The sequence below is a fragment of the Marivirga sp. genome (assembly GCF_024636815.1).
Lineage (GTDB): Bacteria > Bacteroidota > Bacteroidia > Cytophagales > Cyclobacteriaceae > Marivirga.
This window is the reverse complement of record NZ_JAGXGF010000012.1, coordinates 1-23,114: the sequence shown is the minus strand read 5'-3', so window position 1 is coordinate 23,114 and position 23,114 is coordinate 1. Positions and strand designations below refer to the sequence as shown.

Genomic DNA, 23,114 nt, shown 5'->3' with positions numbered 1-23,114 from the left:
TGGCGGGAGTATAGAGACGGAAAACGCAGTGTTTGTGGCGTTGCTTTACCCGAAGGCTTGAAGGAGAATGATAAATTACCTCAACCCATCATTACACCAACTACCAAAGCGCATGAAGGACATGATGAAGATATTTCCAGAGAAGAAATCTTAAAGCAAGGCTTGGTTTCCAAAGAAGAGTATGAAAAATTGGAATCTTACACACAGCAATTATTTCAAAGAGGAACTGAGATTGCGGCTAAAAACGGATTAATTTTAGTCGATACTAAATACGAATTTGGAAAAGTAGGAGATAAAATTTATTTGATAGATGAAATTCATACTCCTGATTCTTCCCGCTATTTTTATGGAGATGTCTATGCCGAAAATCAAGCTAAAGGATTGAAGCAAAAGCAATTGTCAAAAGAGTTTGTAAGGGAGTGGTTAATTGAAAATGGCTTTCAAGGTAAAGATGGACAACAGATTCCTGAAATGACAGATGAAAAGGTGAAGGAAATTTCCAATCGATACATAGAATTGTACGAAAAAGTAACGGGTGAGAAATTCCAACCCAGAGATTACAATGACGTATTAAAAATGATTGAACAAAATATCCTAAAAAGTATTAAATAAGAGCTTACATTTACTTAAGTTAAAATCTTAAGAAATTTTATAAATATAGAAAAAATGAAATATTCAATTGATAAAGAAGAAAAGTACTCATTAATAAAGATAAAAGAAGAAAAATTTGATTCTTCAGTAGCTTCAGGCTTCAAATCTGATTTGGTGACCATGCAAGCAGAAGGTGTTCAAAACATGGTGATTGACATGTCGGATGTGAAATATGTTGATTCCTCAGGCTTGAGTGCTTTATTAGTGGGGAACCGAGTGATAGGTGAAAACGGTGGCGCCTTCATTATTGCAGCACCTACTGAGCATACTGAGAAACTAATTAAAATCTCTCAGTTAGATAAAGTATTCGATATTTTACCTACCGTTCATGAGGCAGTGGAATCTGTATTCATGCATGAATTAGAAAAGGGTTTAGGTGAAGAAGACGATAGCGAGTAAAATCCCTTGTCTTTCGAAGTCCACATATTAGGCTCTAATTCGGCAGCTCCAGCTCACGGAAGGCATCATACTTCCCAGATTTTGCATATTCAGGATTTGCAAATCATGATTGATTGTGGGGAATCTACGCAGTTACAAATGAAAAAATATGGATTAAGAAAAAATCGCTTAAGCCATATCTTTATTAGTCATTTGCATGGTGACCATTTTTTAGGATTGATGGGTTTATTGTCCACTATGCATCTCAATGGTAGAAAAACCGATTTATATCTCTATGGTCCAGTGGGCTTATCTGAGATTATTCAGCTTCATTTGAAATATGCTAATACCCGTTTGAGCTACCAAATCCATTTTCGGGAGTTGAAAGGCGACCAATCGGAAATGATCTTAGATCATCCAAAAATAACAGTTCAAACTATTCCTCTTCAGCACAGAATTCCTTGTACGGGTTTTTTAATTAAAGAAAAGCCAAAGCCAAAGAGACTGAGAAAGGAAAAAGTTACTGAACTGGGAGTGCGCGATATCAATATCCTAAAAAAGGGAGAGGATGTTATAGATGAGACGGGAAAACTTAAATTTAAAAATTCTGAATATACTTTGCCGGCTAAGCGTTCCAGAAGCTATGCTTATTGTTCTGATACCAAATACAATGAAGATATACTTCCATTAGTGAAGGATGTGGATTTGTTATATCATGAAGGGACATTTTTACATGATAATCTGGAAAGGGCGGAAGCTACTTTTCATACCACAGCTAAGCAAGCAGGCATTTTTGCCCAGAAGGCAAATGTTGGTCAGTTGCTGATTGGGCATTTTTCTAATCGATATAAAGAGTTGCATCCCGTACTGGAAGAAGCGCAAAAGGAATTTAAAAATTCAGCATTAGCTGAGGAAGGTAAAATTTTCACCATAGAAGAATAATATGAAAGCGGTGGAGCCTAAGGGGTCGCTACATAGAAAGAAGAGAAATCTTTTTATCGTATTAAGTGGGATTTTTCTCACTAACGCCTTGCTTGCTGAAATTTTAGGGGTGAAAATCTTTTCAGCTGAATCCACACTTGGTTTTCAACCAGCTCAGATTAAGCTTTTTGGGGATTTTATTTTAGACTTTAATCTGACTGCTGGCGTTATTATCTGGCCAATTGTATTTATTGCGACTGATATAATAAACGAATATTTCGGAAAAAAAGGGGTTCGAAGAATTAGTTTTTTAACAGCAATTTTTATTCTCTATTCCTTTTTTGTGATTTATGGCGTCACCAAACTTGCTCCTGCTGAATTTTGGCTGAAAGTCAATACTCCTGATCCAGAAGGAAATGATTTTAATATTAATTACGCATATTCCGTTATTTTCTCTCAAGGTTTAGGGATTATTATAGGTTCATTAACAGCTTTTCTAATTGGACAGTTTTTAGATGTTTTGGTTTTTCAGCACTTAAGAAAATTTACTGGCAGCGGTAAAATCTGGCTTAGAGCTACGGGCTCTACATTGGTTAGCCAATTGGTAGACAGTTTTGTAGTGCTTTGGATTGCTTTTTTCATCTTTGGAAACTGGAGTATGGAGCAGGTACTGTCCGTTGGTGTAATTAACTATTTCTATAAAGGCGCTTTAGCGATCCTGCTTACTCCATTATTATATGTAGCTCATTTCTTAATAGATCGCTACTTAGGAAAAGAAAATGCAGAGAAAGTAACAGCAGAAGCTGCTGGAGAGGGCTTTTTCTGATTATCAGGTCTCAATTCTATGAGTCTAAATTGCATTTTCATTGATCTTATAAACTTTCTTTTTTCTACCGCAAAAGAGGTAAAAGAACACATAAGGTTTTATGCTGTGCATAAAATTAAAATATACGCCCATCCTAAGCTCTAATTTATACTAATCGAAAAAGATTGAGTTCTCTGGAAAATAATCAAGATTATTTTCCATTGGGTTCTTTTGTCTTTTTGTGGTGGATTTATAATAGTTAACTTTATTCTATCTAAGAAAAAACATTATGAAAAAAATTATTCCAGTACTCTTTATTTATCTCATTATTGTAAGTTTATCTTCTTGTGTTAGGAAGGAAAAAGTTGAAGTTGACCTCTTACTCCTTAACGCTACCATAGTTGATGTTCTAAATAATCAATTGGTCTTCGACCAATTTATCGCAATTGAAGACAATACAATTTTTTCAGTTGGGCCGATGAACAAAAAACCAGATTATGATTTCAAGGAATCATTGGATTTGCAAGGTAAATACACAATGCCTGGCCTATGGGATAATCACGTGCATTTTAGAGGAGGGACTGATTTAATAGCTGAAAATCAAGATCTTTTGGGCTTATTCCCAAAGTTTGGAGTAACTACCGTACGGGATGCTGGCGGGGATGTGACACCAGCTGTAATGGGTTGGAATGAGAAAATAAATAATGGCGAATTAGTCGGTCCTTATATTTTTACTTCAGGTCCTAAGTTGGATGGTCCAAAGCCAGCATGGGCAGGTTCTATTACAATTGAAAATGAAGAGAATATCGAAAAGGCCTTAGATTCACTTCAATCCATCAATGTTGATTACGTAAAGATTTATGATGGAAGTCTTAGTAAGGAAAATTTCTATTCCATCATCGAAGCAACTGAAAAAAGAGGCATGAAAGTAACCGGTCATATGCCTATGTCAGCCGATTTTAAGAAAGCTGTTTCTTTGGGAATGGATGGGAGCGAACATATGTATTATGTCATGAAAGCTTGTTCACCAAAAGCCGATAGTCTGACTGAATTAGGTTTGGGTTATGGCATGATGGAAACCATTACGGATACTTATGATGAGCAAACGGCGAGGGAATTATTTACTGAATTGGCTCAAAAAGAAGTTTATATAACCCCGACTTTATACATTGGAAAAGTACTTTCACAATTAGCAGATGAAGATCATAGTTCAGATTCTTTATTAAATAGGATAGGAGTGGGCATACAAGAAACTTATGCGGGAAGAATAGAGTCTGCCAAAAAGGCTAAAGTTTCCGGCAGCCAAATGCGAGAAAAAGTATCCACTTTGGCTAAAGAAATGATACGGCCAATGTTCGATGCCGAAGTTCCTATTTTAGCAGGCTCAGATTGCGGGCCTTTTAATTCCTTTGTTTATCCTGGTGAGGCTCTATGGGGAGAATTATTCAGCTTAACGGAAGCTGGATTGAGTCCTGCAGAGGCTTTAAAAACTTCCATGATTTATGGACCTGCTTTTTTTGGTATGGAAGACGAATATGGAAGCCTTGAAAAAGGGAAAGTAGCGGATATCATCATCTTAAAAGAAAATCCATTAAAGGATATTAAGAATTTAAGAAGCTTGGAAAGGGTGATTCTGAAAGGGCAATTGAATTGATAGAAGAATTTGAATTAATAATCTTCGAATTCTTTATTTGCATTCCTTTTCGACCAACAATTTTCTAACTTTAAAATCTGTTTAACTTCAATATCAAATTTCAAATGAGCAATACTCCAGAATCAGATAAAAAATTATTTCTTCTTGATGCAATGGCACTAATTTATAGAGCCCACTTTGCTTTCAGTAAAACCCCAAGAATTAACTCTAAGGGAATGAATACCGGAGCAGCTTTAGGTTTTACCAATAGTCTATTGGAAATATTGAAAAAGGAAAAACCCACGCACATAGGCGTGGCATTTGATACCTCAGCCCCAACTTTTCGTCATACAGAATTTCCTGCTTATAAAGCACAAAGAGAGGAACAACCGGAAGACATCCGTGTTGCGATACCTTATGTAAAGAAAATTGTGGAGGCCTTTAATATTCCAGTGCTCATTATGGACGGATTTGAGGCGGATGATATTATTGGCACAATTGCTAAGCAAGCGGGTGAAGATGGTTTTAAGGTGTATATGATGACGCCTGATAAGGATTATGCGCAGATGGTAACCGAAAATGTATTTCTTTATAAGCCTGCCTTTATGGGGAATGGTGTTGATGTTTTAGGTATAGAAGAAGTAAAGAAGAAATTTGATATTGACAGAGTTGAGCAAGTAATTGATATTTTAGGTTTACAGGGAGATGCAGTGGATAATATTCCGGGTATACCGGGAGTAGGGGCAAAAACGGCCATAAAATTTTTAAAGCAATATGGTTCTGTAGAAGGTTTGTTGGAAAATACTGCAGAGCTAAAAGGAAAGATGAAAGAAAAAGTCGAGGCCAATAAAGAGCAGGCTTTACTTTCAAAGAAACTAGCTACTATCAAAATTGATGTTCCTTTGGCTTATGAGCCAGATAAATTGAAGCTGGACGAACCAAATGAAGAAGCTTTAAGAGAATTATTTGAAGAACTCGAGTTCAGGACAATTATGAAAAGGGTTTTGGGTGAAGAACCTGCAGCACCTTCTAAATCTTCTGCTAAAGTTGATCCAGCTCAAATGTCTATGTTTACCGATACGCCTGAGGAAGCAGCAGAAAAAGAAGAGGAACCACAAGAAAGAAGAACTCTTGCCAATACTGTCCATCACTATCATTTGATTGACACCCCTGAATTAAGAGAAGATTTAATTACCTATTTATCCATACAGGATGAATTCTGTTTTGATACAGAAACTACTGATTTAGAGCCTACCGATGCCGAATTGGTAGGACTTGCTTTTTCTTATGTTGCTGGGGAAGCTTATTATGTTCCTTTTCCTGCCGACCAAAAGGAAGCGCAAAAGATAGCGGATGAATTTAAAGAAGTCTTGGAAAATGAAGACATCATTAAAATCGGACAAAACCTGAAGTATGATATTCAGGTGATGCGTAATTATGGTGTCAGAGTAAAAGGCAAAATGTTTGACACCATGTTAGCGCATTATCTGCTTGATCCTGAAACGCGTCATAATATGGATGTCATGGCAGAGAGTTATCTTAATTATAGTCCTGTTTCCATTACAGAATTGATTGGTAAAAAAGGAGTGAAGCAAGGGAATATGCGAGATGTTCCAGTGGAAGATGTAGTGGAATATGCAGGAGAAGATGCGGATATTACTTTACAACTGAAGCATATTTTAGAGAAAGAAATCAAAGAAAATAATCTTGAAAAGCTTTTACATGAAGTAGAAGAACCTCTTTCTTATGTTTTGGCAGAAATGGAATATGAAGGCGTGAAAATTGATAAAGATGCGCTTGCTATAATGTCGAAGGAATTGGAAACTGCAGCACTGGAGGCTCAAGAGAAAATTTTTGAATTAGCAGGACAGGAATTCAATATTGCTTCACCAAAACAATTGGGCGAGATTCTTTTTGATAAAATGAAACTGGTAGATAAACCCAAGAAAACCAAAACTGGTCAATATGCCACTGGGGAGGAGATTTTATCTAAACTGGCAAATGAACATGAAATAGCCGATAAGATTTTAGAATTCCGTGAGTATCAGAAATTGAAATCTACTTATGTGGATGCCTTACCGAAATTGATTAGTAAGAAAGACGGAAGAGTTCATACTGATTATCGTCAGGCTGTTGCTGCCACAGGCCGATTAAGTTCCAATAATCCGAACTTGCAAAATATTCCAATCCGAACAGAGAAAGGAAGATTGATTAGAAAAGCCTTTGTTCCTAGAGATGAAAATTATCAGCTCATGGCAGCAGATTATTCTCAAATTGAATTACGTATTATGGCTGCTTTTTCGCAAGATGAAGCTATGATGGAAGCTTTTAAGAACGGGCGAGATATTCATGCTACAACTGCCGCTAAGGTATTTGGTGTAGATTTGGAGGATGTGGACCCTGGAATGAGAAGAAAAGCTAAGGAAGTGAATTTCGGTATCATTTATGGAATTTCTGCTTTTGGGTTGGCTCAAAATCTTAATATTTCAAGAACTGAGGCTTCCGATATCATCAAAGCTTATTTCAAGGAATTCCCTAAAGTCCACGACTATATGGAAAAAGTGAAGGTGGAAGCCAGAGAAAATGAATATGTTACTACCATTTTAGGAAGAAAGAGATGGTTAAGAGATATCAATTCGCGCAATCAGACCATCAGAGGTTATGCAGAACGAAATGCTATAAATGCACCCATTCAGGGAAGTGCTGCTGATATGATTAAAGTCGCTATGATCAACATTCATAAATGGATGGAGAAAGAAAATTTAAAATCGAAAATGATTATGCAGGTTCATGATGAATTGATTTTTGATGCTCATAAAGATGAGATTGAAAAACTGAAAGATAAAGTAGTAGATTTAATGAAGAATGCTATGGAACTGGATGTTCCTATGGAAATCGGGGTTGGTATTGCGGATAATTGGAGTGAGGCGCATTAACAGATGTTGAAGTTCTGAGGTGAGGATGTGTTGAAGTGACTAAGTATTGATGACTTTTTGTATAAATAAAGTTGAAATATAGTGAGGTGTTGGCTGAATGGTGTAGGGTGTTTTATTTGTACTTATAACCTAAAACCTACAACTTGAAGTAAGTAACAAATTATATTATTTAAAATAAAAAGTCTTGGTTCTAAATTCTAGAATTTTGACTCTTCAAAATGGCTAAAGACAAAATCATATTAGGGCTTGACCCGGGTACAACTGTGATGGGATATGGTGTAATCCAGATTACTGGTAATAAAATGACTATGTTACAGTATGGCGTTATTCACCTCTCAAAATATGCTAATCATGAAATCAAACTGCGCAAAATCTTTGAAAGAGTCACCAATCTAATTGAAGATTATAGTCCTGATGAGGTAGCCTTAGAAGCACCCTTTTACGGTAAAAATGTACAATCTATGTTGAAATTGGGTAGAGCTCAGGGAGTAGCCATGGCGGCCGCTTTAAGATTAGATTTACCCATAACTGAATATGCTCCCAAAAAAGTGAAAATGTCTGTTACAGGCAATGGAAATGCTTCTAAAGAGCAAGTAGCAGAAATGCTGAAGACCTTATTAGGTATTAAAGAAATACCTAAACTATTGGATGCCACTGATGCATTAGGAGTAGCTGTCTGCCATCATTTCCAAGGCGAAAAAACTACTAGCGGTCCCAAAAGCTGGAAAGCGTTTATCAATGATAATCCGAGTAGGGTAAAGAAGTAAGTTAGCAAGTTTATATGTTGTCAAGTTCATATATTGTAATCACAAACTATTACCGAAATCTCCATCTTTTCTATGTATTCTGCGACTTCTATGTGCTTAATTCAGATACGTGATACTAACTTACTCGATACTTAATCTACTTACTCTTAAATTTATCCTTCAACTTTTTAAACCAATCTTTTTTATCACCACTGTCATCCTGAAAATTAGAATTACCTATTAAGAGCGCTAGGGGTTTCAGTGGTTCATACTCTTCGCATACCACTTTTAGCATAGCAGCAAAGGGTAGAAATAAAACCATGCCGGCTACACCCCAGATGGATGCACCAATAATCAAACTTAAAATGGCGGCAAAAGCATTTACATTAACACTGTTTCCTACTATTTTTGGGTTTAAGAAATTACTTTCCAACAATTGAACAACCCAAAACAAAGCAGCTACAGCTATTGGTACCCATAATTGATCATGAGACATGAACGCATACAAAACCGGGATAGAGGCCCCTATAGTAGTACCTACAAAAGGAATGATTGACAAGGAAGCAGCTAAAAAACCGAATAAAAATGGGCTATCAATTCCGATTATCCATAAACCTACGCTGTTAACCGTTCCTAAAATTATAATTAAAATTGACATTCCAGAAAGGTACTTTTGCCCCACTTGCTGAACACTTTTGAGCATTTTGAAGAATTGCTCTTTTTTCCCTTCTGGTGAAAATTTCAAAAATGCTCTTACCAATCCTTTTTGATAAATGAGGAACAAAAACATATAAATAAATACTGTGATTAATCCTGTAAAAAAATTAGCGGTACTACTGAAAGTGCCTCCTACTAGACTTCCTGCTGAATCTTTTAAATACGTCTTGAAATTTTTTGATAATTCTTCTTTTTCAAGGTTCTCCACTATGCTAATATTCTTATTTATAAAAAAAACAACATCCGTATATAGCTTCGAAAGCTTGTTACTAAAATTGGTAACCTCATCGGAAAGGGCTATGATTTCAGCTGAAAAAAAGGTGATTCCTCCACCTATAATTATAATCAATAATAGAATAGAAAGAAAGCCGGCTAAAATATTTCCAACCCCCCATTTCATAAATTTTTTATGGACAGGATATAAAATAAATGCAAGTAATAAGGCAATCCCAATAGGAATTAATATGGATTTAGCTACCACCATAAATGCAATCAATAGTGCAACAAATGCTAGTGTAAAAAATGAGTTTTGAAATGATAATTTCATGATTCCTATGATTTAAAAGTTGAGTTTAAATTCAGATTCTATAGCTTTTAACGCTGGTTTATTTTGTGGGGTATAAGCTTTGATAGTTCTTTTATTAAGCCCGTCTCTATTCAAATGCCATTTCCATATAAACCCGCCTTTCCACCAGGTTTCTGGTTCGAATGACTGAAATAAGGCTTCAAATGCAATTTTCTGATTCTCGAAATTGACATCTAAAGTGTCTTTTGATAATTTCCAATGACCCATTGTGTTATATTCAATGCTTTCATATCCATATTCAGTAAAAAGAATCTCTTTATGAAATTGTTCTGAAAGCTTTTCCATCTCTTTTTTCGGCTGTTGCCAAGCAGCTATTAATTCCTCTTTATCAGGATGTTTTTCTTCACTTAACGGAAAATAAGCATCGATTCCAATATAGTCCAATTCACTCCAAAATTTTATATTGCTGTATTCGTCCCAGTTTGCAGCGTAAGTAAGCTTTCCGCTAAAGTCTTCTCTGGTACTTGATATTAAATTAAGCCAAAATTCATTTCTATTGGCAGTGGATTTCCTCATTTCCGTACCTATACAATATAATTCAACATTTAAAGAATCGGCTAATCTTGCATAAGTGTTGATATAATCCGTATATCGATGTTCGAAGACTTGCCAAAGACTATCTGTTTTAAATTCTAAATCTCCGGCCCAACCTTGTCCACCAACCCACAAATGTGGTTTAAGCATAACCTTAAATCCTAAGGATTTAGCCATTTTAATGGTCTCTTTTGTCCCTTCTGGTTTCTCTCCCCACCATTGACGTGGATGGTCAAAAGTGACTTCAGCTGTTTCACTATTACAAAATGCATAAGGTACAACCGCTATCCATGTAGCTCCTATGTTCTTTACTTTTTCTAATGAATCAATTGGAAAAGACTGCGGAGGAGCTACCAGATTAATTCCATTTATTCTTTGAGCCTTTTTATTTTCCTCTTCAATAAAAAACAAAGAATTGCTAAATATAGCAATGGAGGTCAAGCCTATAAGTCCAACTAATATTTTCCACTTATTCCCCATCCTCATTCTTTCCAAACCCCATTTTTTCCCAAAGATTTTTATCTTCTTTTTCTATTCTACTTGCTTTCTCCAATCCTACAGTTGATTGAAAACCTGAAACTAGACTGTTGGACCAATAGCTAAACATAGATTTTCGAGTGTCTCTAGTGAATTGAATCTTACCAACTCTAAATTTTCCGTTTTTTCTTGGGTTTTCTTGCGATAAAGCCACATTTGCCAACCAGCTTAAGGCTTTATCGCCTTGTGCTTCCTCATTTATAATTTTGTGAAACTTAATTTTTAAATCTGAATATTTAAATTCCATTTCACCATTTACAGCTCTATTTCCACCAGAATAGCTAAAGAATAATTCATCCACTCTTCCTGATGTAATTTCTACCGGAGCGGATTTAGACATGTATTGATTGATAAATCCAAGTGGCATGGGTTCCAAGCTACCTGCTACCGTAAAATAACCATATTTAGAATTTAAATTATATCGAATATCAGCTTTTAACTTGCCTTCATCATAGAGATTTCCACTTGCTTTAATGACCAAATCAGGCCCGTATTTTGATATACTATCTTTTCGATTCGTAATGTTATCAATTTCAGCATTAATATTTGTAATAGATACGGTGCCTATTTCCTGACTTCCATCTGGTTTTTCATAGTAGTTTAAATTCATATTTTTAATAATACAATTCCTAACATCAATCGAAATATTACTGGTTTTTAATAACTCTACCAAAACTGGTACGAATCGATCATCAGGCAGAGGGTAATTCTTATCTTTAGTAACTACTAATTCAACTTTATTGGTATAAATAGTATTAATACTTATCATGCTATCTCCTTGCCATTTCATGGAATTCAACCTTATGCTATCTAAATAAATATCAATATGATTGGCTTCCACTTCTTTTAACTCAGCAAATTTTTCGGGAGAGTGAATTGGTTTAAAATGTGTAGAATTTAAAGTGATATCTTGTTTAAATAGATCAAAAGTAAGTTTCTTGATTTCTACCTTATGAAGAGTATCTGTGAGAAAATAGCTTAAATCATGAAACTCCAGGAATATTTCCTTTGCAATATCTTGAAAGGATTTTGGGATTTCTCCTTTTTTGAAATTAAGGCCTTGGGCAAATAGATTGTATTCGGCTTTTATTCTTCCTGACTTATTATTCTGTTCATCATAAAATAGAATTTCGCCTCCTTCCACCAGGAAATCCTTTATTTCCAGCTCAAATCTACCATCAAAAGAAGGTCGTGAAGCCTTAGTCCTTTTAATCTTATTGAAATCAAAAGGAAGTAAAAGCTTTGCTTTTTTAAGTTCTAAAGTATTGAACTTGTAGAGCTGATTATTAAATGTTTCCCAATAATCATCCCATGAAATATTAAGGTTTGGTAATTCCAGACTTGCCAACGTATCTGTATGGTCAATAATTAAATTGATTTTAACCTGCTCTAGGATTATTTTTTTCTCTAAAAATCGAAATGAGATGTCTTCAATTTGAAAATGGACCGAATCCTCAAAGTAATGATTTAGTTCGCTATGTATAGACTCCACTACATAGGATTTGATTTTTAATTCTTTTAGCAATTGCCACGCTATAAAAAGTACAACAATGCTGCTAAAAAAAATAATACCGGTTCTTTTAATGGTCTTCTTTTTCAGCATGGTATTTTAGTCAGAGAATAGTTTTATTCAAAATAATAAAAAAAACTCAATGTTTAGATATAGTAATAGAATGATTTATGTTTCCACTATTATCACCATTTATATATTGACATATATTGATGGTGCTGATAAAGGTAGTATCGTTTTTGTATGACTTAGGTTTGCAAATTATATGTAGAAGTTTGTATACTATAAACTCGATTGACTCAATGAGTAGAATAAAATATAAGCGAAGGCAATCTTAAATAGCTTTATTTTATTCTTGGTTTTAGCCGATCGAGCCCAATTTTGATAGTCCTAGATTCAAATATCAAGACATCAACCTCGCAAACTTCTTACCTCCTGGAAATTCGTTCAGGATAGTTTTGAAAAGCACTGTTAAAGGGATAGATAAAATTAATCCCGGTATTCCCCATATAAATCCCCAAAACATCAACATAACTAAAACCACTATAATATTGATGGAAAATGACCTGCCCATAAATATGGGTTCTAAAACAGCACCAAATAAAATCTGAGCACCTGTAAATAAAATAGCAGCCAATAATAAAGTTCCAGGACTTTCAATCTCTATGAAGGCGAAAATCATGACTAAAACGGTCGAGATCACAGATCCCACCATTTGGATAAAGTTGATAACGAATGCCAGTAATCCCCAAAATAGTGGAAAACTGATATCTAATGACCAGGCGATTACTCCGAAAGCCACTCCAGTTAAAAAGCTTACAAATATTTTAACCTTCAAGAAGTCGGATACACTTCTTTCTACTTTCATAAATGTTTTTACAGATTGAGTGCCACCAGAAAATAAGGTGCTTTGTAATATGTCTTTAAAATTCAGTGATCCTGCTAACAATAACATCAAAAAGAAAAGTGTCATTAAAATATTAACAACTGTACTCTGAATAAAAGAAACTGTTATGGTAAAATTATCCAAAACAACCCCCTCTATTTTATCACTTTTTAATAAGTTTTTAATAGTGCTTTCTCCATTTGCTTGATTTAAACCCAATGTTTCTGCAAATGGGGTTACTACCTGCTCCACTTTATTGTCTAACTTCCTAAATATTTCCGATTTACCTTCTTCTATTTGTTTACCGGATAATTGGACAATTTTAATTGCAGAGAAGCTTGTTAAGGCTAAAATGAGTATGACTGTTCCTAAAGCAAGAAATTGGGGAACTTTCCTTTTTTTCATCCAACGCATCATAGGAGTAAATAATAATGCGATAAAGATGGCAAACATTAAAGGAATGAAAATAAATGATAACAACTGTAAACTATAAAAGATAACAGGTATCACTAATACTAGCAAAAGCTTATTGGTGGTTGATTGTTCGTTCAATTTCATCTTAAATTACTATAAATCTATGTGCAAGCTAACGAAGAAGTTTAAATTTGGATATGCCTTAAAGAAATAATTGTGTAAATTTTAGTCATAATTTATTTATCCAATGAAACAGACAAGTTTATCTAAAAGAATGATTGAATTCTCACCGTTTTTGGTTGGCACTATGCGTCTAGGAAAATGGGGAGAAGATTTCTCTACCAATCAATGGATTGCCTTCATTGAAAGAGCCTTAGAACTGGGATTGAAAGATTTTGATCATGCTGATATTTATGGGGATTATACTACAGAGGCGGATTTTGGTAAAGTCTTAAAGGAAAAACCCCATTTGAGACATGAAATGCAAATCACTACTAAGTGTGGTATTAAAATGCCTGCTGATAACCGTCCTGAATATAAAATTAAATCTTACGACAGCGGTGAGAAACATATTATTCAATCAGTAGAAAATTCACTACGAAATCTTCAAACTGATTACATTGATGTGCTTTTGCTGCATCGGCCGGATTTTTTAATGAACCCCAATGAAATAGCGGAAACTTTTGAGAAATTAAAAGATGATGGTAAAGTCAAATTCTTCGGAGTATCCAATTTTAGCCCCTCACAGTTTGAAATGATAGATAAGATGTTTCCATTGGTTACACATCAAATCGAGGCTTCCATTAGGTATCTATATCCTTTTGAGGATGGAACATTGGATCAATTAGTATTGAAAAATATCATACCAACCGTGTGGTCACCTCTGGGAGGAGGTAAATATTTACTTAAAGGGAATAGTAAAGAAGAGCAGGATCTTAATCAAATACTTAAGAAGTTAATTGATAAATATGAATTGAATACCGCACAGCTCATGTTGCTTTTTCTAAAGAGGCATCCATCAGGAATTATTCCTGTTTTAGGAACTTCTAAAACTGAAAGATTGGAAGAAGCGCTGAAAGTGGAATCCAAAACAATGGAAAAAGAAGATTGGTATGCTTTATATTCAGCTGCTAAAGGTGAAGAATTGCCTTGATATATAATCCTTTGAAATAAAAAGTAACCTGATAGGTTTTGGTAATCATGAAGTATAAAATAAATAAGCATTTTTTAATCCCTTAGAATTCATGAAATTTGCAGCATGTTAGATCAGTTGAAGGAAACCATAATTGCATTATCTACAGCTCCTGGGGTAGGAGCCATTGCAGTCATCCGTCTTTCGGGAGAGGATGCTATCACAATTACCAATAATGTTTTTAGAGGAAAAAATCTATTACAACAAAATAGTCATACGGCTCATTTCGGGACGATTCGTAATGATGAGGGAGAAATAATAGATGAAGTAGTGGCTACCTTATTTATTGCGCCACATTCATTTACCAAAGAAAATGTAGTGGAGATTTCCTGTCATGGTTCTCCTTATATTGTTCAAAGACTGATTAAATTCTTTCTAAGAAAAGGAGTTCGTCTGGCAAAAGCAGGAGAATTTACACAAAGAGCTTTTCTGAATGGTCAGTTCGATTTAGCGCAGGCTGAAGCTGTAGCTGATTTGATTAATGCTGATACAGAAGCATCTCATAAAGCTGCATTAAATCAAATGCGTGGTGGTTTTTCAGAACAAATAAAAAAGCTGAGAGCTGAATTGATTCATTTTGCCAGTATGATTGAACTGGAATTGGATTTTGGTGAAGAAGATGTGGAATTTGCCGATAGAGATGATTTGAAAAAACTGGTCAATCAACTGCTAAGTGTGATTACCGCATTAGTCAGCAGCTTTGATTTAGGAAATGTGATTAAGAATGGTGTTCCTACTGTGATTGCCGGAAAACCCAATACCGGTAAATCCACTTTACTAAACGCCCTTCTCAATGAAGAAAAGGCTATAGTTTCCGATATAGCCGGGACCACCCGTGATTTTATTGAAGATGAAATCAATTTAGAAGGTGTGGTTTTCCGATTTATTGATACTGCTGGATTGCGTGAAACAGAAGATAAGGTAGAGGCAATAGGCGTTTCCCGTACCAAAGAGAAAATGAAGCAAGCTTCCTTGATCATTTATATGTTTGATTTGAAAAACGATACTTTAACAGAAGTTAATCGAGATATCAATATGCTGGAAAATTTGGGTATACCTTTTATCAAAGTCGGTAATAAAATGGATGAAGCACAGCCTGAATTGTATGATGAAATGCATAAAGACCCTAATACTTTATTTATTTCTGCCATCAACAAGGAAGGATTGGAAGCCTTAAAGACTAAATTAGTGGAAACCGTAAATCTTGATAATTTCAAAACGGGAGATACGGTAGTAACCAATATCCGCCATTATGACAATCTGGTGCAAACTCAAAATAGCCTAAATGCGGTGTTGAGAGGTTTGGATAGCAATATCACTGGAGATTTCTTAGCATTGGATATCCGTCATGCTCTGCGCTTTTTAGGTGAGATAACAGGGGAAATCACAACGGATGATTTGTTGGCTAATATTTTTAGTAAGTTTTGTATTGGAAAATAGAGTTTATAGAAAATCCTTTTAATAGAGTCAGCTTAGCTAATCTAGTAGAAAGAAGGTTTAATCATATGATCAGCACTTCTGTACTTTGCTTTTATGCAATTACTGTGTTTTAATGATTGATTATAATTCCCAACCAGAGTTGTTGGGGTATTCTGGTTTTGAGTAAGTTTTGGAAGCTGGGATACAAAGTTGATAGTTTTTCGCTCTTCTTTAATAGGAAATTTTAATTATCCATTTTTGCTTTACACTACCAGTCTCCTTAATGCGGCCATTGATAAGTAAATTGAGTTTAAAACACAATTTAAGACTCAAAACATTATTTTAAATATTTAAAATTATAGTTTTGTCTATATAATATTGTATTTTAACAATTAAAATTATTTCTAAAATTTTGGAATCTGCTAACCATTTTAATACATTAGATTAAACAGTTAATGTATATTAGATTATTAAACATACAATTTATGGAAGTTAAAAAAATACAGTTGCTATTAAGTGCTTTCTTTTTATTGCTTTCCCTTAATCTACAGGGGCAAATAAGCACGCTAAATGGGCAAGTAAGTACAGTGGAAAGGAAATATAGTATAAAAATTAAGAATGATATTTTTAGAAGGATCTTTAAAGACGGTGGTTCAGATTTTCGCTTCTATATTACAGACAATGGAGAATCGATAATTGCTCAATCGTATAGTAAATTCTTTCTAATAGAGGCTGCTACCGGAAACGTGCTGTTGGAAGAAACTTTACCATTTATTCAGTTTAAAAAGAAAGAAAAATTAAGAGGAGCATATGGAATTATAAAGGAATTAAATCTTCTGTTATTTTTTAATCAATGGACTGAGGAGGGGAGTGTCATTAAAGCATTTGATCTAAAAACGGGAAAAAAGATGTGGGAAAACGAGGACGCACGAGTAACTACCCCAACTGGATATGTCGTGTTAGATTCTAGATATGCCAATGCTGTGGAGGAAAATCATTTTGATAAGAGATTCTCACCTCTTGAAAAAGGAGAATCACTCTATTTAAACTACTCCACCTTCTATCCATCTATGAAGTATTTTGAAGAAACTGACGCCCTCTTCATCAGAGGTCATAAAAAAAGTTATTTAATTAATGGAAATACAGGGGAGACATTGTGGGAAACAGACACCAGACTTATTACGGGAAAGGCAAAATATTTTAAGGACCGAAATGAATATGTCTTCGTAACATTTTCTATTGACAAAGAAGAAGGTGTTGTATTTATATTAGATGCTGAGACAGGTAATACTAAGCGAACAATAGACTATATAGGCAAGTTTAACAAAGATAATACACACTTTGTTGGGGGTAATCTTGTAAATGAATATCTGGCAATTGAAATTCTTGACTTAATAACGGGTGAAAGGTTAGCTTTAAGTGCAGAGGAAGAAGGTATAGAGTTTTTTAAAAAGCTTGGCTCCGGTGGAGGAGGGAATAATTCAGCCATTGGAGAAAATGTGATTTATGGAATGAATAGCCAGATGGGCAGAAAAGTTGTGCCGGGCTACACTGGACATAAGTCAAAACTATTAAAATATGATTTGAAAACAGGTGAAAAGAAATTGGAGAAGGACATAGATGATGCAATTGGAATGATGTACGCTGATGATGAAAAAATCATAGGCAGTACTGGCAAATTTAATAAGTCCTATCTTCACAAGATTGATGGTGAAACGGGAGAGTATGTCTGGAGTTCTGAGCCAATAAAGGGTCTTTCAAATTTCAAAGAAAGAACTACAATAGGATCAAATAAAACTATTTCAGCAGGAAAGAAAGAGCTTTATATCATTGATAATGAAACTGGTGATTTTCAAAAAACGGTTGATCTTGATGAACTCAATATTGGTAATATTAGAAGAACTGAAAAGGTAGGCGATAATATCTTTTTACTGGGTGTAAAAGGTTTGGCTTTTGTTAGTAAAGAAGGAGAAATTATCGGTTCTGACAAAATTGGGAATAGCATAAGCAGTTTTTTTGGTCATAATATTCAAAGAGCCTATTGGAATGAAGATTATACCTACGTTTTTCAAACAAACAAAGTACACGTATTCAATAATAGCACTATGGAAAGTAAAGGCTTTATAAGCTATCCAAGTGAATATTCAATGGAAGAAAATAATGAAAAGACGATTAGCTATTTTAATACCAGAGTAATGTATCTGTCAGCCAACGGCCAATACTTTTTAAAGGTTAGAAGTAATGGAGCGATGGATATATTTGAAATGTAAGCATTATATCTGACCTTCCAAGTAACAATCATATGTAGAAGGGATCGATCAAAAACTGAAGAGCATGCTCTTCGGTTTTTTTAAGGAAAAAGCCCGCTTCAAAAATTGAGTAGTTAAGTTATGACTATTACGGTCATTTATTTATAGTAAACTCTAATGGAGTAAAATCCTAGCCTTCGAAAAAATGATAATTTGAATGTATTGACCAATTATGAATTTACAAAACAAGTTATTTTAATTTTGGAGGAGTACTCTCAACATATATTGAGCTTGATCTTATAAGAAAATCTAAGTGATTTTCTTATTCCAGTATTTAATTAAGAAAAGTGATTATAAGGTAGCGATACAAAATCTAGGGAAAGAAATATATCACATAAATACCGGAACTATAGAAGGTACTTTTCAGAAAGCTGATAATTTAAAAGGAAGTGATATTGTATTTGCCAACATCTGCTTCTGTTTTTAGGTGAGATACACTCAATATCATATGGTTTACTGGCGAATATATTTAGTGAGTTTTATATCAGGAAGTTAGCAATTAGCATATTTTAATTAAGAGGATGATATTAAATTAATTGAAGAGCTTCCACTCTCAGTCAAAAAAAAACATCGGTGATTATTCACCGATGTTATAAAATAGAATTAGAAGGCTAAAAAAATATCATCTATAATCACACTCATCATAAATAGTTTTATCAAAAACTAAATCAGTATCTGAAGCACCACCTAAATACCAGTTTGTATCCCATGAGTCGATATCAGAAAAACTATTATATGGACCCCAAATATTTTGGGTTTCCACAGGCCATTGCCAATCTTCAGGTATTATAATTCCGTTTGGAAAATGTTTGCCTTCTCCTTCAGGGTACACTCCCTTAAGATCGATAAATTGAAAAGTATCATCCGAGTCATTACCTGTAATTTCCCAAATGTGTAGATCATAATTCGGACGTACTGATTTAACTGTAATGAAAGGGTCTAATACAGACGCTCTTAATCCATTGGTATATTTACCCAATTCACCGTATACTATAATCTCAAATTCTTTCGTATTCGTTTCAAGGCAGTTAACATCCCAGGTATTGGCACCGAATTCATACCTGCCTTGATTATTTGCTGGAATATCTGCTTTAGTATTATTAAAAACCATGAGCGTAAGTGTTCCACTGGCATTCTGTATGGTATTTCCGCCATCAAGAGAATAATCACCTGTTATGGGTATATTAACTTTAAATGCATGGTTGTAGTTAGCACCTCTGGCTATTGCTGTAAATTTTAATTTTAAGGTTGATGATTCAGCATTTTTAATTATCTCCTGATTTGCCTGAATTACCAAATCATTAAAATCAGCATCATTTCTTAAGTTACCATTTTGATTATCACGGTTAATATCTTCCCATGCATAGGTGAAATCTACTGTACAAACAGGAAAGCAATATTTAAAATAAGTCGCCCAGTTTTTTCCTGGGAAATCAAAAGATTGAGGATCTTCGCAAACACCACCCCAAGCAGTTTCTCCATTTGATAAAGCAGCATGTGCCGCAATATTAATACAGTCTATTTCATCCAGACCTGCATCAGAACGATTAATTTTTACAGTGTGTGAAGTTTGCATGTCTCCATCTTCCCATTCCATTTTATACTCAAATTTACCTGGTATGGGATTTCCATTTTTATGGGGAACATCTGTAAAATCATTATCATCATTGAAGAGATCGAGATGGACTTCTTTGAGATATACACCTTCCTGAGTTACATTGTACGTCACATACAAGTATTCCTTATCATGCATCACTTGCATATTTCCAGCTACTGTATGTTGACCAGCTATTAGACAGGTCTCGAAACATCCGTCTAACACCGCAGCGTTATAGGGAGAGAAAGCCTCATTCTCAAGACTATGGAAGAATAACTTATTATTAGCGTTTTTACTAAAGTCATCCATGTTTGGGTCGGTGCATCCTGCGAATAACAGGGCAAAAACAAAAACTGGCAGTACACTCCACTTAATGTTGTTTAAAGTATTCATGATAGTTAGTTTAATTGGTTCTTAAATTAAAATGTATTACGATACATTGAACGAAATGTTAACCAATACTTAATATAATATTGCTAAATATACAAATCTTATTTCATTTTTCTTAAATACAATTTTATCTATGCTATTTTGCTAATTATTTGAATACCAATCTTCTCCTTTATATTCCTCTTCCCGGGATGCTATTTCTCTATTTTTCATCAAATAATAATTTTTATCTAAGCGCTTGCTCCTGTAACCTAGTAGATGGAAGAAATCCTTTGTGAAAAAACGCGCGACTTTTCGGTTAACTCGAAGCGTAGACTTCTTACTCCAAGATACACCAGGTAAAAGAGGAAGTATGCGGTCAACTCTAATCTTGCGAAGTATAGCCGATAATTTAAGAGCAAATTTTGATACTCTTTGAATGGCAAAAAAACCTTCAGAACCCTGAGCCTGGTAGAGTGGCATGAAAATTCGTGCTTGAGAATCAGCGTATATGGATTTGTTATTACTACTGGCTAACTTCTGACCTTTCTCAACTAATTCGAAATTAACATAACCAGGATTCATACGAAAATCCTCTTCAGGTTTAATTTTATACCGATATAAAATCTCATAAAAATCACGCATGTTCATGGTGTTTTTAGCCAGAGTAGCATAATATTTATTAAAATCAACAGCATCCTTTTCAATTAGGCCTGCAAATACAAGCGATAGTATGCTAAAGGCAAAATGATTTTGAATGGAGGAATTGTCATCATGTTGGCCGGCCTCAAAACCAAAAGCTACATACCCCAACTCATTTATATAACTTAGCAAAGGTCCTTCAAGATACTCTTCTATTCCCAAAATGGTAGGGAGGGGATATTGATTGGTAAATTTTCTATTGAGCAGACTGTCATTCATCACCACAAAAGGCATTGTTTCACAGGAAGTAGTATGGAAATCAAGAAAGTAGAAAGGGCCATTGTCTTGCTTTAAAATGTCACTAATACATTTATATAAACTAACCAGTTCAGCAGTGTCTTTGTCATCAATCTCTAATTTTCCTTCCTGCAATTGAAGCATCCTCTCACTTGTCCAAAGACGATTGAGATCATATTGGTGAAATCTCTCTTGTTTTTCCAGTGCTGGCAGATTTCCGGCAATAGCATATAGATTGCCATTAATCTTTACATTATTCTTTTGGAGAAAAACTATCAATTGATTTAAGGCAAAAACTCCTGCAGGTTCATTGCCATGAATGCCTGCTGTTAAAACCATAGAAGGCCCTCTGTTTTTACTTTTAAGTTGACCAATAAAGCGTCAATATCAATTGTTTGATCGAGTGCTTTACTATAAACCTTTGTCATGGTCATAAGGAATTATATCATTAATAGTAATGATTCCAATAAGATGGCGATCATGGATTACCGGAACACATCCGATGGTATTTCTTTTCATTAAATCCAATGCATTTTTGATAGTAGTTTCAGGTCTTACGGTTATAAGGTCTTTTGTCATAATTTGCAAAACTAATAGCCCTTCGGTATGACCAATTTCTTTTCTATAACGCTCTAAATGTGACCAGGTGAGTAAACCGCAAAGCTCTCCTTTTTTATTTTCCACAGGAAGGTGATGAATATTTTTCCAAAGCATAACACTTGTTGCTAGATCGGCAAGGTCATTTTCCGTAACAGTGAAAAGTTCGGTACTCATGATATGACCTGCCAGATAAGAAGCTTCGTGTGCTTCTAGGGTGGGGTCAACTTCCGGCCATTCATGGGATAATGCTTTTACTTTGATTATTGTATATAGCCTTGGTCAGCATCATCAAGGCATCATCCTTTTTATGGGTTTTTTTGAGCTTTCGATAATTGCGAATGCACCATTGCGAAGCAGTTTCTTTAGTGGTTCTTTCTTCAATAATTCTTAAGTACTGCTCAATATCCTCTTCAGCTATCTTAGCTTTTTTCAATCCTTCATAGGCTATGGGTAAAAGATATTTATTGATGAGTTTTCTGGCAGAATATTGTTCTCTTTTCCATCTCATTACAGATTCCTTACCTGTACGCGCAGCCTTTATAAAATTAGATTTTACATCCCTAAATTCCATAACCTTAGCCATATCGTCAAATTCCTTTGGCCTTCCCATCATCATACCTATCCAAAATGCAAAATTAGCTACTTCATCTTTGACGGTGGGTCCGGCAGGAATATAGCGATTTTCAATACGAACGTGTGCTTTGCCATTACCCACTCCATAGCAACACCTATTCCAGTGGTATACTGTACCGTTATGGAGATTCAAAGCCTGTAGTTTTGGGATTTTTCCTTGCGATAATTCCTCTAAGGAATTGTTTTTTATTTCTTTAGCGATAAGTATTTTATGGCGCGCTATATCATCTTTAAACATTTCAGCTATCGATCCTGAAGCCCAGGAATTTCCGAAAGAAACTCTTGCAAGCTGTTCTTTTAATGCAAATGAAGAACTTCTGGTATCAATGCTTTGCTGAAAAAGGGCAATACGTGTTTCACTCCATAATTCTCTTCCTAAGAGTAAAGGCGAATCACAACAAATACTCAGTAACCTGAGTTCGATTCTTATTTAGGATTCAGAACGTCTATAAATAGTGAGTTTCAACTAAAAATTCTGAAACAATAGCAGGCTCTTGCAAGGGGTTTTTAGGAAGAAAATCGCTGTTTATAGGCGGAAAGGGGAAAACTTTTCCATAAAATCCAATATACTGCGTTGTCTTTCCTCGATATAGCTCGCTATATCTTCTAAAAGACGCCTTGTCTATTTAATTTTATGAAAATCTGAATTTCCAAATTAGAGTCGAGTTTGTATGTTTGAAAAATAAGCCAAGAGGTTTAAATTGATATAGGTAATAAAATTTAACAATTAACCTCTAGGCTTATGAACAATTATAAATATACAACAAATCATGAAGATCCGGAAAACATTTATATCGGAATA

General features: G+C 34.7%; 18 protein-coding genes. 10 read left to right on the top strand and 8 right to left on the bottom strand.

Features of this window, described 5'->3' with window-relative positions:
- The 7 genes from Q0L29_RS01025 to ruvC all read left to right on the top strand — a co-directional run.
- Window positions 1-612, top strand: a 612-nt coding sequence (locus Q0L29_RS01025; RefSeq protein ID WP_296618402.1) for a phosphoribosylaminoimidazolesuccinocarboxamide synthase, incomplete at its 5' end; no start/stop codon positions are given.
- A gap of 54 nt (window positions 613-666) precedes the next feature.
- Window positions 667-1,050, top strand: a complete 384-nt coding sequence (locus Q0L29_RS01020; RefSeq protein ID WP_367275734.1) for an STAS domain-containing protein — start codon at window positions 667-669, stop codon at window positions 1,048-1,050.
- 6 nt (window positions 1,051-1,056) lie between these two features.
- Entirely contained in the window at window positions 1,057-1,971 is a 915-nt protein-coding gene (locus Q0L29_RS01015; protein WP_296618401.1) for a ribonuclease Z, read from the top strand.
- 1 nt (window position 1,972) lies between these two features.
- Window positions 1,973-2,776, top strand: a complete 804-nt coding sequence (locus Q0L29_RS01010) for a queuosine precursor transporter (RefSeq protein WP_296618400.1) — start codon at window positions 1,973-1,975, stop codon at window positions 2,774-2,776.
- Between the two features lie 268 nt (window positions 2,777-3,044).
- On the top strand, window positions 3,045-4,409 hold the full coding sequence (locus Q0L29_RS01005) for an amidohydrolase family protein (RefSeq protein WP_296618399.1): 1,365 nt from the start codon (window positions 3,045-3,047) through the stop codon (window positions 4,407-4,409).
- Window positions 4,410-4,513: 104 nt separating this feature from the next.
- Complete coding sequence (gene polA / locus Q0L29_RS01000) at window positions 4,514-7,324, top strand: DNA polymerase I (RefSeq protein WP_296618398.1); 2,811 nt, start codon at window positions 4,514-4,516, stop codon at window positions 7,322-7,324.
- Window positions 7,325-7,542: 218 nt separating this feature from the next.
- Complete coding sequence (gene ruvC, locus Q0L29_RS00995; protein WP_296618397.1) at window positions 7,543-8,091, top strand: crossover junction endodeoxyribonuclease RuvC; 549 nt, start codon at window positions 7,543-7,545, stop codon at window positions 8,089-8,091.
- A gap of 136 nt (window positions 8,092-8,227) precedes the next feature.
- Here ruvC and Q0L29_RS00990 read toward each other — a convergent pair whose 3' ends face one another.
- The 4 genes from Q0L29_RS00990 to Q0L29_RS00975 all read right to left on the bottom strand — a co-directional run bounded on the left by Q0L29_RS00990 (window position 8,228) and on the right by Q0L29_RS00975 (window position 13,398).
- Window positions 8,228-9,334 carry an AI-2E family transporter gene (locus tag Q0L29_RS00990; protein ID WP_296618396.1) on the bottom strand — a complete coding sequence of 369 codons (1,107 nt, stop codon included), beginning with the start codon at window positions 9,332-9,334 and terminating at the stop codon, window positions 8,228-8,230.
- Between the two features lie 12 nt (window positions 9,335-9,346).
- On the bottom strand, window positions 9,347-10,387 hold the full coding sequence (locus Q0L29_RS00985; RefSeq protein WP_296618395.1) for a hypothetical protein: 1,041 nt from the start codon (window positions 10,385-10,387) through the stop codon (window positions 9,347-9,349).
- On the bottom strand, window positions 10,377-12,047 hold the full coding sequence (locus tag Q0L29_RS00980; RefSeq protein ID WP_296618394.1) for a DUF748 domain-containing protein: 1,671 nt from the start codon (window positions 12,045-12,047) through the stop codon (window positions 10,377-10,379). Before Q0L29_RS00980 ends, Q0L29_RS00985 begins: the two co-directional genes overlap by 11 nt.
- A 310-nt stretch (window positions 12,048-12,357) precedes the next feature.
- Window positions 12,358-13,398, bottom strand: a complete 1,041-nt coding sequence (locus Q0L29_RS00975) for an AI-2E family transporter (protein ID WP_296618393.1) — start codon at window positions 13,396-13,398, stop codon at window positions 12,358-12,360.
- 103 nt (window positions 13,399-13,501) lie between these two features.
- Between Q0L29_RS00975 and Q0L29_RS00970 the strand changes: the two genes are divergently transcribed.
- From Q0L29_RS00970 to Q0L29_RS00960, 3 genes are all read left to right on the top strand, one after another.
- On the top strand, window positions 13,502-14,407 hold the full coding sequence (locus tag Q0L29_RS00970) for an aldo/keto reductase family oxidoreductase (RefSeq protein ID WP_296618392.1): 906 nt from the start codon (window positions 13,502-13,504) through the stop codon (window positions 14,405-14,407).
- 105 nt (window positions 14,408-14,512) lie between these two features.
- Window positions 14,513-15,886: a tRNA uridine-5-carboxymethylaminomethyl(34) synthesis GTPase MnmE gene (gene mnmE, locus Q0L29_RS00965; RefSeq protein ID WP_296618391.1), complete on the top strand. Its 1,374-nt coding sequence runs from the start codon at window positions 14,513-14,515 to the stop codon at window positions 15,884-15,886.
- A gap of 464 nt (window positions 15,887-16,350) precedes the next feature.
- Window positions 16,351-18,135 (top strand): hypothetical protein, encoded by a 1,785-nt coding sequence (locus Q0L29_RS00960; RefSeq protein WP_296618390.1) that lies wholly within the window; start codon window positions 16,351-16,353, stop codon window positions 18,133-18,135.
- Between the two features lie 661 nt (window positions 18,136-18,796).
- Here the strand turns inward: Q0L29_RS00960 and Q0L29_RS00955 are convergent.
- The 4 genes from Q0L29_RS00955 to Q0L29_RS00940 all read right to left on the bottom strand — a co-directional run bounded on the left by Q0L29_RS00955 (window position 18,797) and on the right by Q0L29_RS00940 (window position 22,550).
- Window positions 18,797-20,164: an LruC domain-containing protein gene (locus Q0L29_RS00955; RefSeq protein ID WP_296618389.1), complete on the bottom strand. Its 1,368-nt coding sequence runs from the start codon at window positions 20,162-20,164 to the stop codon at window positions 18,797-18,799.
- Between the two features lie 141 nt (window positions 20,165-20,305).
- Window positions 20,306-21,418, bottom strand: coding sequence for a succinylglutamate desuccinylase/aspartoacylase family protein (locus Q0L29_RS00950; protein ID WP_296618388.1), 1,113 nt, complete (start codon window positions 21,416-21,418; stop codon window positions 20,306-20,308).
- Window positions 21,419-21,490: 72 nt separating this feature from the next.
- The gene (locus tag Q0L29_RS00945; RefSeq protein WP_296618387.1) at window positions 21,491-21,853 is read right to left on the bottom strand and encodes an HPP family protein; all 363 of its coding nucleotides are present in this window, start codon (window positions 21,851-21,853) and stop codon (window positions 21,491-21,493) included.
- A gap of 61 nt (window positions 21,854-21,914) precedes the next feature.
- A complete protein-coding gene (locus Q0L29_RS00940; RefSeq protein WP_296618386.1) occupies window positions 21,915-22,550 on the bottom strand; it encodes a hypothetical protein in 636 nt (211 codons plus the stop codon).
- Window positions 22,551-23,114 lie beyond the last annotated feature (564 nt).